Source organism: Aminobacterium mobile DSM 12262 (assembly GCF_000526395.1).
GTDB lineage: Bacteria > Synergistota > Synergistia > Synergistales > Aminobacteriaceae > Aminobacterium > Aminobacterium mobile.
This window is the reverse complement of sequence record NZ_JAFZ01000004.1, coordinates 46,934-60,645: the sequence shown is the minus strand read 5'-3', so window position 1 is coordinate 60,645 and position 13,712 is coordinate 46,934. Positions and strand designations below refer to the sequence as shown.

Genomic DNA, 13,712 nt, shown 5'->3' with positions numbered 1-13,712 from the left:
TAGTCCTTGGGAGGAAAAAATAATGATGAACTTTTACCCTATTGATGCCTCTTTAGCTACATTTCATCGTGCGTTGGAATTTGAAGGAGGAACGTTAGATCTTATCGATCTTCCTCTTTCTCTCCCTGGCTTTAGCCACTTCCTTTCGTCGTGGCTTCTTCGGGATGAGAAAAAGGGAAGAACCATATTAGTAGACCCAGGCCCGACGTCCACTCTCCCAAAACTTTTAAATGCGTTAAAGAGCGTGGGTGTTTCGTGTATAGATTATATTGTTTTAACCCATATCCATATAGATCATGCCGGCGGAGTGGGAAACTTATTAAAATATTTCCCTGAGAGCAAAGTCGTAGCTCCAAATAGAGGGGTAAAGCATTTAATAGACCCATCTCGTCTTCAAAAAGCTAGCCTTAAAACATTGCGCCAAGTAGCTTTGGAGTATGGAGAAATGGCAGCTGTACCTGCAGATGCTATCATTCCGCGTGAAGATCTGACAGATATTCTTTTTGTGGATACTCCAGGGCACGCCCCCCATCATCATTCCTTTTATTATCCTTTAGAAGGTGAAAATCCTTTGCTTTTTGCAGGGGAAGCTGCAGGTGTTTTTTGGGGCGATATGGAAGGGAAGCAGTTTTATATGCGCCCTACAACGCCGCCGAGATTTTTCTTCCATTCCGCTATGGATTCCATTAAACTTCTCTTAAGAAGACCTTGTTCGTTACTACTTTATGCTCACTATGGAATGGTGCGTCATGGGGACCTTTTTTTAAAGCGATCATTAGAGCAACTTAATGAGTGGAGAGAAAAAGTGAAGAGAGAGGAAGGGGGGGCGATTCCTGATCTAGTTGATCGTATCTTAAAAGAAGATCCTTATGTGGAAAGATTTTATGAAATGTCTGTGGATGAGCAGCGTCGAGAGCGATATTTTATTACTAACAGTCTTCGCGGGATAGCAGAAGGGCTCGCTGACGAGAAAAAAGAAGGAGCTTCTTCATGAAAGAGAAAATGACTCGGTTCTTTTTGATTCTTTTTTTTATAATTTTTATCGCATGGCTTCAAGTGTATCTGGCCAGATTTTTGAGTTAAGAGAGGTGATAAACCACGAAGATTTTAGCGGCGGATATAGGTGGGACTACGAGTCGACTGGGACTTTTTATGATTGGAAGGGAAAGCATCGAATTGGAAGGTTCTTTAGAACTGAAAACTGCGGCATTTTCTTCTTTCTTTAACCTTTTAAAAAAAGCAGCAGAGATAGACCTGCGGTTTTCCTTGGCGCAGGTTCAGGGATGTGTTTTTGCTGTCCCGGGGCCGTTAGAAGATGAAGATGTGGTTGTTCTTACCAATGTAGAATGGACTATACCTGTGGCAGTTCTTCGTAAGCAATACCCACAGATTTCTATAGAGGTAGTAAATGATTTTGTGGCCCAGAGCTATGGGTGTCTCGCTGCTCAAGCTGAGGATATGGAAGTTGTACAATATGGGGTTCCTCGAAAGATGTCTCCTCTTGCTGTGATAGGAGCGGGAACGGGATTAGGGCATAGTGCTCTCTTCCCTTGGAGAAACGAAGAGTATATTCCAGTTGCTTCTGAGGCTGGGCATACCCTCATCTCTTTTTATGAGAAAGAAAAAGACTTCGAGCTTTTTCTGAAAAAACGATTGAGTGTCCCCTATATAACAAAAGAAATGGCTGTTTCTGGGAGGGGGCTTTCTCTGCTTCATTTATTTCTCACCGGTCGAGAGCTATCTTCTCCTGCTGTTGTGGCTGAAATATCCTCTACATCACTTACAACTTATTTTTTTGCTTCGTTCTATGCCAGGGCTTGCAGAGATTTTGCATTGACGATACTCCCCATGCACGGTCTCTTTATCAGCGGAGGTGTTGCCGTTTCCAACCCGTGGTTAGTCAATAACGATTTCTTTAGAGAAGAGTTTAATTTCTCTCTTACTCATTCAAGTCTTTTATCTCGCATCCCACTGTATGTTTTGCTTAGAGAGGATATGGGACTATGGGGTGCGGCGCGATATGGGTACTATCGCTTTAATTTGGGCGAGCAGACCACAGGGTCAGAAAACCCCTTTTCATATTGGTAGATGATGCCGTCAAAAGGTTCTGGCTCTCTGGAACTCGAAAGAGTTATGGACGTATCATCATAGGATATGGACGTTAACTTAAGGGGGAAGACAAAACGGCTTAAGTCAAGAAGAGGCTGAATTTGGGATACGGCCTTTTCCGTAATGAAAGCTGGGATGTCTACTCGATTTACCCGTACTGTATATTGGTCAAGCCATATTTGTTGAAAATCTACGATCTTCAAACGACTTTCTATCTCTATAAGGATATCAAGTTTAAATAACATTCGGACCAGATAATAACCTTTAGCATATATTCCACCAGGATGAATATCGAGCTGAAGGTTGTGCCAATGATCGTCGTCTCCGAATTCTTTTTGTAGAAGATTCTGGTTAATGTCGTTTTCGTCAATGATTCCTTTGGCGTGAATATTCAATATCTGCTCTACTTCAGGGCCGTCTTCACCCCATGTGTGAACAGGAGAGAGCTGGATCCCCGAGCCTCGTATAACGAGGCTTTTAATTCGCACCCCACCTATAACAGCTCCCTTAAGATCCATGTAAACGTCGCGAATATACCCCTCTTCTCCAGGCTCTTCGTCGAAAATCATAACCATTTTTTCAGGATCTAGTTGTTTTATAAAATGGTATTGAAGTTTTCGTCCCGGTGTCATAACGGGCAGCGTAGCCGCAAAACCTGTGTTAACGACCAATAATGTTATAAAGAAACATATTACAAAATAGAGGGGAAATCGTCTCATTGCATATCCTCCTTAAGAATCACAACTATGTTCCTTGTAAGTATTCTATCATTAAGAAGTAATATGCGAAGTATCTCTTGGGTTTTATAGAGACCTGAAAAAATTATAAAAAATCATAAAAAGGGGCGATTCGTCTAAAAGGATCGTGTCTTTTCATAATTTTAAACAGACGAAGTGTTTTCTTCTTCTATTGCCTCTAGCTTTTCCATAAGGACTTCCCACTCCTTCATCTTTTCCTCAAGTTGGGTTTCAATGAAATTATGTCTTACCATAACTTCTTGGACGGCCTCCGAATTTATTAGAAAATCTGAAGAACAAAGTTGTTTTTCAATTTCTGCTTTCTCTGACTCCAGTTCTGCTATGGATTGTTCCAAAGGCTCGAGAACTTTATTAACTTTCTGCTTTTCCCGATAAATTATATTACGTATCTCTCCTTCTTTCCGTCTCCTTTTTCGCTCATTTTCTTTGTTCGTATTGCTGGCTTTAGCCTCTTCATTCATCAATGCTACTTTCTCTGCTTGAGAAAGAGCTTTTCGTTTCTCAATGAAATAAGAATAATTGCCGGGATAATCGTAAATTTGCCCATCCCGAATTTCAATAACACGTGAAACCAGGTTATCGAGAAAGTATCTATCGTGAGAGACGATGATCAACGTTCCACTGTATTCCATTAATGCCTGCTGAAAAATATCACGTGTACGCATGTCCAGATGGTTTGTTGGTTCGTCAAGGATCAGCAAATTTGTTTCTTTTAAAAGAAGCTTAAGTAAGGCGACTCGGGACTTTTCTCCTCCTGAAAGCACGGATATAGACTTATAAATATCATCGCCGCAAAAAAGAAAGGCACCAAGGAGATTCCGTTTTTCTCCATCAGAGCCAAGATAACCAGTATGAGATATTTCTTCCCAGACAGTGCGCTTGTAATCGAGGTTCTGAGCGCTTTCCTGGGAGAAAAATCCCATTTTGACATTGTAACCGTAGAGAACCTTTCCCTCAGTGGGAGGTTCTGCCTTGCTTATCAGTCGTGATAAAGTTGATTTTCCTGCTCCATTAACTCCGACTAAAGCAATTTTTTCACCACGAGTTACATTGAACGATATATCGCTGAAGACCCAGTGAGCATCATACTGCTTTCCTGCCCTTTCTACAGAAAGGACATTATGTCCACTTCTGGGGCATGGTGGAAAATGAATGGCTATAGCCCGTTCCTCGCTGTCTAATTCTACGAAGTCCATTTTTTCAAGTTGTCGAATTCTACTTTGAACCTGAGCTGCTTTTGTTGCTTTATAACGGAAACGCTCAATGAAGATTTTTGTCTTCTCGATCTCTTCTTTTTGTTTTTTGAAAGTTCGCTCTAACTCTTCTTCTTTACGTGCTTTCTCTTCTAGATACCACGAGAAATTCCCTTTATATACGGTAATAGTTTTGTTAGAAAGTTCGGCAGTAACAGAACAGACCTTATCAAGAAATCTCCGGTCATGGGAAATAGCCACGAGAGTTCCGTTAAAGGAAAGGAGCCATTCTTCGAGCCATTCCATACTTTCAGTATCGAGATGGTTGGTAGGTTCATCAAGTAGAAGAATATCTGGTGCGGAAAGGAGAAGGGCCGCTAAAGATATCCTCATTTTCCATCCGCCAGAAAACTCGCTGCTTTTACGGTGGATGTCTTCATTGGAAAAACCTAATCCTTTCATGACTTTCTGAGCCATAGCAGAGAATTCATAGCCTCCCTGCTGTTCATAGCGGTGAAGTATAAAATCATGATGTTTTAAGAGCTGGTAATATTCTTGCCCACTTTCCACAGCCTGAGTAATAGCCTTTTCAAGGGCTTTCAGTTCTTTCTCTGTTTTGTAGACACCGGCCTGTTTTTGTAGGTACTCTAAGAGCGGAATGTCTTCTATTTCCACAAGATCTTGGGGCAGATATCCTATACGGCAATCTTTAGGAAAGAATACATTCCCTTCATGGGGTTCTATAGATCCCATGAGGATTTTGAAAAGAGTAGTCTTTCCGCTACCATTGTTTCCTACAAATCCAGTTTTAGTTCCGAAAGGAATTATCCAATTTAGTTCTTTATAAAGAGTTTGTTCTCCAAAAAAATGGGTTATGTTTGACAATTGAATCAATTTTTTCACCTTTTCATCTATTCTGCGGCTGGAATTATATCACGAGAGATAATAGATCGATGACATTTCTTTTTTGAATACTTTATAAGGCTGTTTGCTGAAGTTTAAGACAAGTGTATTATAAAAAATGTCTGCTAAAAAAGGAATGTTGTCGAATTTTCATTGCATGCTTAAATTGTTTAAGGTGCGCAAAACGTTAAAGATTGCTTGACAGTATTTACTAAATCGGGTATTGTCTAACAGCCGAAATATACAGAAACGGCTCTATATTCAAGTACTAGGAGGCTTCTCTTTTATGGCTCAGGGCACAGTGAAATGGTTTAATGATAGTAAAGGGTATGGATTTATTACGACCGATGAGGGAAAAGATGTCTTTGTCCATTACAGTGCTATTCTGGGGGATGGATTTAAAACATTGAGCGAAAACCAGCGGGTTTCCTTTGATGTAACACAAGGAGACAAGGGACCGCAAGCTGCTAACGTTCAGAAGTTGTAGCCTTTCTTTAAATCATTCATCGAAAATAGTAAAAAGGGTTGCCAAACGGCAACCCTTTTTTATTTATCTCTTCTATATATCTTTACTTTTAACTTTTATCTTTTTTCTTTTTTACGGTGCCGGAAACCTTTGTTTGCTTTTTTCTCTCCGCCTTTTCCCCCACCTTTGCGAGAAGACTTTCGTGTCTCAGAAAGAGCTTCATGCAGTAATCCTTTTTCTACAAGTTTATTCCCGTATCGTCGATATTCTTTCTCTGACGTAGGTAAAAGCTCTACCAACGAATGGTCATCTTTTAGGCGGATTGCTCCAACTCCAGATTTTTCGATATGGAGGGTTGAACATATAATCCGCAATATTTTGCCTACATCCCAGCCGTGGCTCCTGCCTCTTTCCAAACGGATAACAAAAGCCGATGAACACAGTTCTTCCTTGGGGGTGCGAGAACGTTTAGGTCTGTTAGCATCTTTGAGCTCTCGTTCTAGTTCTGTTGTTAAAGGGTATCCGGATTGTTTACGGGCAAAAAGTAGGCCAAGCAAACGTGCTGTCAACTTCTGTGAATCATTATTGCTAAGAAGAGCGTCAGCCCACTCTAAGTACTCTTCTTGTTCATAATGATCTGCAGTAAGAATTTTTTCTTCGTAGGCTTCTCTCTGCTTATGCCGTATATCTTTGGGATCCGGCACATTTTTCCACGTAAACTTGATCTTAGGCCCTACCATGCGTTTAAAGTTTGAAGCCTCTTTAGGAGAAAGGACGAGCAAATCCCGACCTTCATGTCCGGCTCGGCCAGTACGACCACTACGGTGTACGAAAGTTTCTCTGTTATCAGGGAGTCCCATCTGAATTACGTGAGAAACTCCTTGTATATCCAAACCTCGTGCTGCTACATTTGTAGCAACGAGAAGGGGTACTCGACCACTTCTGAACTGCGAGAGAGCGGTGTTCCGTTCTCTTTGAGTCATTTCGCCATGAAGACACACTGCTTGAAAACCTTCATCGTGAAGTCGTCGGCTTAAATCCACTGTCTCCACCCGTGTATGGCAGAAAATAATGGCTCTAACAGGTTTCTCCCATAAAATAACATTTACGAGTCCTTCTTCCTTATGTTTAAAAGGAACAAGGTAGACCTCATGCGTAATGTCTTCGTTGGCCTCCCCTTCTTCTGAAAGAGAAATAAACAAGGGGCTTTTAAGGAACTTCTTAGAAAGAGAATGTATCTCTGGGGGCATAGTTGCTGAGAAAAGCCATGTCCTTTGGCAATTCACAAGACTTTCAAGTATAGCTTCAAGTTCCTCTCTGAAACCTAAATCGAGCATATGATCCCCTTCGTCGAGAACTACAGTATGTATATCTGTAGTAACAAGGGTTCCTCTGCGTATATGATCAAGAACCCGCCCTGGGGTTCCTGTTACAATAGCGGATCCGTTGCGTAAAGATCGGATCTGTTGCGACATATCCATGCCGCCTACAAGAGATGCTACAGAAAGATCTAGATAATCACCGAGCCAGCAGGCTTCTTTCCATATTTGCTGAGAAAGTTCTCGAGTGGGAGAAAGAATAAGAATATTGGAGGAGCGGTCGCCTCGAGATGTTTCTTGCAATAAGGGGAGAAGGAAAGCTAGGGTTTTTCCAGATCCGGTACGTGCTCGAACGACAATATCTCGTTCGGCAATGTCTTCTGATAGAACTCGGTCTTGTACAGGTGTAGGTGTTGTAAAACCTTTCTCTGCCAAGGCCCGTAAAAGTTCTGGCCGAAGGCTGTATTCTTCAAAATAGTTTTGTTCCATAAATGTAATAGTGCCTCCCGTTTCTATTGGGGCATAAAAAAAGTGACCCGTCTGCAAAAAGAGGGCCACTTTTTACTATCCCTTTCTTATGCTCTCCTATTATGCAGATGTTTTACTCTTTGTCAACTCTTGTCCTCCCTTATTTTTAAGTGGGCAAAACGTTCCTTGACAGCCTTGAAATTTTTAGAATATTATACCGTTAAGGGCGTTTATAAAGTTTATACTTCCCCAGCTCTGAAAGAGGAGTTGATGAGACAGAGGAAGTGAGTTTTCGTCATGAGGATTCGTTTTTTTATAGGGGTGGTGGCGGGGCTTGCTATAGTAATTGGAATCTTCCTCTTGTTGCGATTATGGGCGAATGGAGATAAAGAAACACTTAAAGTAACAACGCAGCAGCAAGCTATTCCAGTGATGTCTTATAAGGTGGAAGAGTCTCACTGGGAATATTGGAAATTATATTATGGGAAAATTCGCCCAGTCTCTGAACAGACAGTTACGGTATATGTCAGGGAATATGTGACAACTGTATATGTGGATGTTGGAGATCAGGTGGAGCCTAATCAAATTCTTGCCGAACTTTCAAATATAGCGCAATCTTCGGATTCTGCGTCTAAACTCGCCGATTATGAAAATGCTCAGAGAGATCTTAAACGTAAAAAAAATCTGTATGCGTCAGGAGGGATTTCTCAGCAGGAGGTAGAGCGGGCGTTGGCTCTTGTAGCTGAGAAAAAAGCTCGTCTTGAAGAGGCGCAGATGTTGTTAAAGCGCACATTAGTTCGTTCCTCTCTGAAGGGGGTCATCTTCTCGAAAAACATAGAAGTAGGCGAGATAGCGGAGCCAGGGCAAGAACTTTTTCGTTTGGGGAACCTTGAACATCTTGAAGTAGAGGTCAATATTCCTTATTCGGATATAGAGCACTTTACTCCTTTCACTCAGTGCCAGATACTGCAAAATACAAATATTTTACGAGGTGTAGTGAAGAGAGTGGATCCTGAAGCGCTAGCGGATATTGGTATGTATCGGTGCCTTATTTCTCTCGAGAAAGGTGTCTGTCTTCCCCCAGGTTCTTTTGTAGAAGTGAAGGTTCGATTGGATGCCAAAGACGGAGTTGTAGCTATTCCTGACGATCTTTTACGCAGAGAGGGGAAAGACGTTTATGTCTTTCTTATAAAAGAAGGGAGGGCGGTGCGAAGAAAGGTTGTTACGGGAGAGAGTCAGAATAGTTTGATAGAAATAAAAGAAGGGCTTGATGAAGGGAGTTTTCTTGTGAGGGAAGGCTTGGATAAGATCTATGACGGGGCTCTTATTCAGGTCATTGGAAAAAAGGACCAGCTATAATGCTTGGTGGTGGTATCATGAAATTGATACAGATATTTATAAACCGTCCCGTCTTTACAAGTGTAACAGTTTTAATAGCAGTCGTTCTTGGTCTATATAGTTACGCAAATCTTGGAGTTGCTCTTGTTCCAGAAGTAGATATTCCGGTTGTCACAGTAAGCACTACTTATCGAGGAGCGGGACCTTCTGAAATAGAACTGCTTGTGAGCAAACCTATTGAGGATGCGGTGGCTCAGGTAGAAGGAGTAAAACGCATCCTTAGCTACTCTCTTGAAGGGGTTTCCTTTGTAGTTATAGAGTTCGAATATGACGTTAATGTTTCAGATGCTACCGTCAGCGTTTCTAATAAAATTAAAACTATTTCTGCTTTATTGCCAGAAGATGCTGAGGATCCTGTAACCGAAAAATTTGATATTAATGCCTTCCCGTTTATGACTATAGCGGTAACATCTAACCTCCCTTCTCAATATGCTTACGATGTTGTAGAAGATAAAATCCAACGACGTTTAACGCAAATAGAAGGGGTAGCGCGAGTCGAAATACTAGGCGGTTTAAAGCGCGAGATACATGTATATCTAGACCCAATAAAGCTCTATCAATATAGAGTCTCTCCCCGGAAGGTAGCAGAAGCGATTCAAATGGGAAGCCGAAACGACCCTTCTGGCCATATTGTCCAAGGTCGAAAAGAATTTTCTGTGCGAGTTTTAGGCGAAGCTCAAAAGGTTGTGGAGCTAGAAAATATTTATATTTCTCTCAAAGGAGCTATTGCCGTGCGCCTTGGAGATTTGAGCAGAATACTAGATACCACAGAAGAACGGAGAGGATATGCGAAGTACGGAGGGAAAGATGCCATTCTTCTCGACTGTATATCCAGACCTGGAAGTAATGTAGTGGATCTAAGCTCTCGTATCAGACAAACGCTGGATGAACTCCGCTCTTCATTACCAGAGGGATTTGATATAACTATTACTGATGACATATCTTCTTTTGTCAAAGAAGCTATTCACAATGTGTTTCGCGACATGGTGGTGGGCATTTTTCTTACAGGACTTGTATTGTTTCTTTTTTTTCAGCGTCTTTCTCTTACAGTGGTAGTAGGTATCGTTATGCCTACAGCAGTTGTTTCTACTTTTATCCCCATGTTTATGACTCACATGACGATGAATATGATGAGTACTTTGGGTCTTGCCATCTCCATTGGCATTTTAGTGAATAACTCCATTCTTGTTCTCGAAAACATTTCCAGGTACAAAGATCTTGGCTTCTCATCTTTGGATGCGGCGGAGAAGGGGACAGAAGAAATTGCGCTATCTGTTTTTTCGACCACAGCAACAAACCTTGGAGTCTTTATTCCGGTCATTTTTATGAAGGGCATTGCGGGCCAGTTTTTGAAGGATTTTGCCATAACTATCGTTTTCTCTACGCTCTTTTCTCTTTGGGTAGCGATGACGCTGACCCCGATGGTCATGGCTCAAGTCCATTACGAAAAAGCTCCCTCCTCTTTAGAGCGAAAAATGACATCTTGGTGGATTGGGCCTTATAACAGATTTGAGGCAGGACATCGTTCATTTGTAAAGGGAACATTACAATATCCTTATGTCACTATAAGTTTTTTTATATGCCTTTTCTTGTTTTGCCTCTTCTTAATTCCTCGTTTGGGAGTGGAATTTATTCCTAAGGTAGATCGAGGCGTAATGGAGATTACATTAGAACTTCCTTCGGATGCCTCCTTGACTTATACAGAAAAAATCACGGGAGAAGTGGAAAGATACCTTCGTTTTTTACCTAGTGTAGAAGCGGTAGAAGTAGCTGTTGGAGGAAGTGGATCTGAAACCGGAGTGAATAGAAGCCGTTTGAGAGTGCTTCTTACAGACGATCCTCATCGGCCGAGCTCTTTTATGCTGGCAGAACAACTTCGAGGCTACTTAAATTCTATCCCTGATGTACGAAGCAGCATTAGCGCTTCAGTGAGTGGAGGGGGATCCCCAGGGAAGCCTATTCAGATTATTGTCTCTGGAGAAAGTATAGAAACCCTTAATATAATAGCCTTTCAAGTTGTTGATATTATGAAAGAAACTTCTAACGTAGTTGATGTAGACACGAACTGGAGGTTAGGGCGGGCAGAGTATCGTATCTCTCCTGTGTCGTGGCGACTTGGCTATCTCGGTCTTACGACAGAAGCTGTGGTTGATACTGTTCGAAATTACATTACTGGTACGAAGGCAGGCATCTTCAGGGAGGAAGGGAAGGAGTATGATATCCTCACAATTCTTGATCCTCTACATGCCGATGCCATAGCAAAAATACAAGATTTCCCCTTGCCGTTCAGAGAAGAATTTATCCCCCTTTCCTCAGTGGTAGATCTTAGTTACGGTACGGGCCCCACAAGTATATTACGCTCAGATCGTAACCGAGCTATTACAATATCGGCTAATGTAAACAACCGGAGTGTCGGTGATGCTTTCTCAAAGATACAGAAGCGTGTTCAAGATATTTCTCTACCTCAAGGATATAAATTTTCATTTGCAGGAGAAGTAGAAGATATTAAAGAAAATTTTGCCTACCTTTATTCGGCTTTTGCCATGTCTGTCATTCTCACCTTTCTTATGATAGCGGCTATTCTGGAATCTTATCTTTTTGCTCTTATCATAATGATAACGCTACCTCTTTCAGCCATTGGTGTTATTCCAATTCTTTTTATAACAAGGACGGCAGTCTCTCTTTACGGACTTTTAGGGATGATTATGCTTGTGGGCCTTGTAGTAAATAATGCAATTATTATCATCGATTATGGTGAAAAAAGGAGAAAGGAGGGTATTGAGCCTTTTAAAGCCATACAAGAAGCGTGTGCGGTGAGACTTCGTCCCATTGTAATGGCAGATCTGACATCAATTATAGCTATGCTTCCCCTTGCTTTAGGTCTGGGGGAAGGTGGGCCATATAGGGCTCCAATGGCTATTGTTTCTATAGGTGGTCTTGTAGCCGGAGGTACGCTCGCTCTTTTTGCTGTACCCCCTATTTATATCTTATCTTGGCGATTTCGTTACTGGTTTCATGAAAGGCGAACATCTACCTCCGTATAATGGCGGGTTGATTGTATAGCAATGTTGAATTAGAATACTTCGATAAACAAGAGGAAGAGGTGATTTGTTGTGCCGGAAACGACCCAGATACTTCAAGATGTCCTCCAAATGAAGCCTGTAACATGGTTTAACGAAGAGAAGGAAAAATCAGCTGACCCTTTAAAAAAATTGCCTGTAACTTTTCTCCATATACAAGAGGCTCAAGCCAGGTTACAGCGTTTTGCTCCTTTCCTCAAAGAAGCCTTCCCTGAAACGGAAAATGGGGTTATTGAGTCACCTCTGCGAGAAGCCCATTCCTTTAAAAAAAATATGGAAAACTACTACGGGCGGAAAATAGAAGGCCGCTTCCTTTTAAAGTGTGATAGCGAACTGAAAGTAGCTGGCTCTATAAAGGCGCGTGGCGGTATTTATGAAGTCCTAAAGCATGCAGAAGACCTTGCCTTTCAGGCAAAGATACTTTCTATCACTGATAACTACAGCGTTCTTTGTAATGAATCTTTCCGTAACTTCTTTTCCCAATATAAAATATCTGTTGGATCCACTGGAAATCTAGGGATGAGCATAGGTATTGTTTCTGCCGCCCTTGGCTTCCAAGTATCCGTTCATATGTCTCGAGATGCTAAGCAATGGAAGAAAGATTTTCTTCGGAAACATGGGGTGACAGTTATAGAGCATACTGAAGATTATTCTCGAGCAGTAGAAGAGGGACGGCGCCAATGTGCGGGGGATCCACGGGCCTATTTTATAGACGATGAAAATTCTGTTGACCTTTTCTTGGGCTATGCTGTAGCTGCTCTTCGCCTTCAAACACAGCTTGAGAGCCTGGGCATTCATATATGTGAAGATACCCCTCTCCAAGTTTATTTGCCTTGCGGTGTGGGAGGCGCTCCTGGTGGCATAACTTTTGGGTTAAAACACCTTTTCGGGGATGCGGCTCGATGTTACTTTGTGGAGCCGACCCATTCTCCTTCTGTACTTTTGGGAATGCTGAAAAATGACGACTCCGTTCGAGTTGTTGACTACGGCATTGATGGGTTGACGGAAGCTGACGGGCTAGCGGTAGGATCCCCCTCCAAGCTGGTTATGGGTTTAGAGCGCTATCTCATTGATGGTATTTACACGATAGAGGATGATGATCTTTATCGGTTGTTGGCCCTTTTACGAGATTCTGAGGATTGCAAAATAGAACCCTCTGCTGCAGCAAGCTTGAAGGGGCCTCTCGTCACACAGGACATCCCTTCTGGGGGCACCCACATAGCTTGGCTAACAGGGGGGCTTTTTTTGCCAGAAAATATTTTTAGAGAATGTTATGAAAAAGGAAAGGAGTTGCTAGGATGACACTCCATAAAACAGAAAGAGTGTTTTTTTTCTCTACCCTTCTGTTTCTTTTGATGGGTATTACGGCTCCGCCCTCTTATGCTGAGGGACAGTATCTTTCCATTCCTTCCGAGGTTTTTGCAAAAGAAAAAGAGCTTAAAGAGATGGAGATGGAACAGAAGAGAGCAGCAGAGATGGAGCGCCAAAGAGAGCTTCAGGCGAAACAAGAGATGGAGGCTCAAGTTCGGAAAGAGGCCATTGCTGAGTTTTTTCAGGATAAAAATGGATCACTAGAGAAAGATCGGGCTGAAAAATATGCTCATTATGTTCTTGAGGCAGGCAACCAATTTGGCGTTGACCCTTTTATTGTAGCTTCAATTATTATAAAAGAATCGCGAGCTTATCATGAGGCTCGATCTAAAGCGGCGTATGGACTTATGCAGATCAACTGGAAAGTTCATCGTAATAATATAGGCAAGGCCTTTTCTCATATAAAGTCCTTGGCAGAAATGATGAAACCCAAAAATAACATCTCTGTAGGAACGTACATTTTTTCATGTTACCTCAACTCGGCAGATGGTGATTTAGCCAAGGCCCTAGCCTCTTATTGTGGAGGGAATAATACAAAATATATAAAAAATATTTTTTCTTATCAACAGGAGTTAGATGCTCGTTTTGAAAAGAAAATAAGCAAAATTCCAGATAGCAACTAACCCTCTCAGTTTTTAGAGGAGGTT

Annotated in this window: 10 protein-coding genes; 7 read left to right on the top strand and 3 right to left on the bottom strand. The window is 41.8% G+C overall.

Going from position 1 to position 13,712, the window contains the following annotated elements; all coding sequences use genetic code 11:
* Nucleotides 1-22: 22 nt before the first annotated feature.
* Both K360_RS0109910 and K360_RS0109900 read left to right on the top strand, forming a co-directional pair.
* Complete coding sequence (locus tag K360_RS0109910) at nt 23-994, top strand: MBL fold metallo-hydrolase (RefSeq protein WP_024822996.1); 972 nt, start codon at nt 23-25, stop codon at nt 992-994.
* 110 nt (nt 995-1,104) lie between these two features.
* Nucleotides 1,105-2,088 carry a glucokinase gene (locus K360_RS0109900; RefSeq protein WP_333593025.1) on the top strand — a complete coding sequence of 328 codons (984 nt, stop codon included), beginning with the start codon at nt 1,105-1,107 and terminating at the stop codon, nt 2,086-2,088.
* On the opposite strand, the gene K360_RS10870 is transcribed toward K360_RS0109900, so the two are convergent.
* Both K360_RS10870 and K360_RS0109890 read right to left on the bottom strand, forming a co-directional pair.
* Nucleotides 2,028-2,828 (bottom strand): LmeA family phospholipid-binding protein, encoded by an 801-nt coding sequence (locus K360_RS10870; RefSeq protein WP_024822994.1) that lies wholly within the window; start codon nt 2,826-2,828, stop codon nt 2,028-2,030. The two genes, K360_RS0109900 and K360_RS10870, sit on opposite strands and share 61 nt — an antisense overlap.
* Before the next feature lie 161 nt (nt 2,829-2,989).
* Nucleotides 2,990-4,954, bottom strand: a complete 1,965-nt coding sequence (locus K360_RS0109890; RefSeq protein ID WP_024822993.1) for an ABC-F family ATP-binding cassette domain-containing protein — start codon at nt 4,952-4,954, stop codon at nt 2,990-2,992.
* A 295-nt stretch (nt 4,955-5,249) separates the two neighbouring features.
* Between K360_RS0109890 and K360_RS0109885 the strand changes: the two genes are divergently transcribed.
* Nucleotides 5,250-5,450: a cold-shock protein gene (locus tag K360_RS0109885; protein WP_024822992.1), complete on the top strand. Its 201-nt coding sequence runs from the start codon at nt 5,250-5,252 to the stop codon at nt 5,448-5,450.
* Between the two features lie 95 nt (nt 5,451-5,545).
* On the opposite strand, the gene K360_RS0109880 is transcribed toward K360_RS0109885, so the two are convergent.
* On the bottom strand, nt 5,546-7,237 hold the full coding sequence (locus tag K360_RS0109880; RefSeq protein WP_024822991.1) for a DEAD/DEAH box helicase: 1,692 nt from the start codon (nt 7,235-7,237) through the stop codon (nt 5,546-5,548).
* Nucleotides 7,238-7,513: 276 nt separating this feature from the next.
* On the opposite strand from K360_RS0109880, the gene K360_RS0109875 reads away from it, so the two are divergent.
* From K360_RS0109875 to K360_RS11125, 4 genes are all read left to right on the top strand, one after another.
* Nucleotides 7,514-8,575 (top strand): efflux RND transporter periplasmic adaptor subunit, encoded by a 1,062-nt coding sequence (locus tag K360_RS0109875; protein ID WP_024822990.1) that lies wholly within the window; start codon nt 7,514-7,516, stop codon nt 8,573-8,575.
* Nucleotides 8,576-8,592: 17 nt separating this feature from the next.
* Nucleotides 8,593-11,658: an efflux RND transporter permease subunit gene (locus K360_RS0109870; protein ID WP_034327159.1), complete on the top strand. Its 3,066-nt coding sequence runs from the start codon at nt 8,593-8,595 to the stop codon at nt 11,656-11,658.
* A gap of 69 nt (nt 11,659-11,727) precedes the next feature.
* Entirely contained in the window at nt 11,728-12,996 is a 1,269-nt protein-coding gene (locus K360_RS0109865) for a D-serine ammonia-lyase (RefSeq protein ID WP_024822988.1), read from the top strand.
* On the top strand, nt 12,993-13,688 hold the full coding sequence (locus K360_RS11125; protein ID WP_024822987.1) for a transglycosylase SLT domain-containing protein: 696 nt from the start codon (nt 12,993-12,995) through the stop codon (nt 13,686-13,688). The genes K360_RS0109865 and K360_RS11125 overlap by 4 nt, the downstream gene beginning before the upstream one ends.
* Nucleotides 13,689-13,712 lie beyond the last annotated feature (24 nt).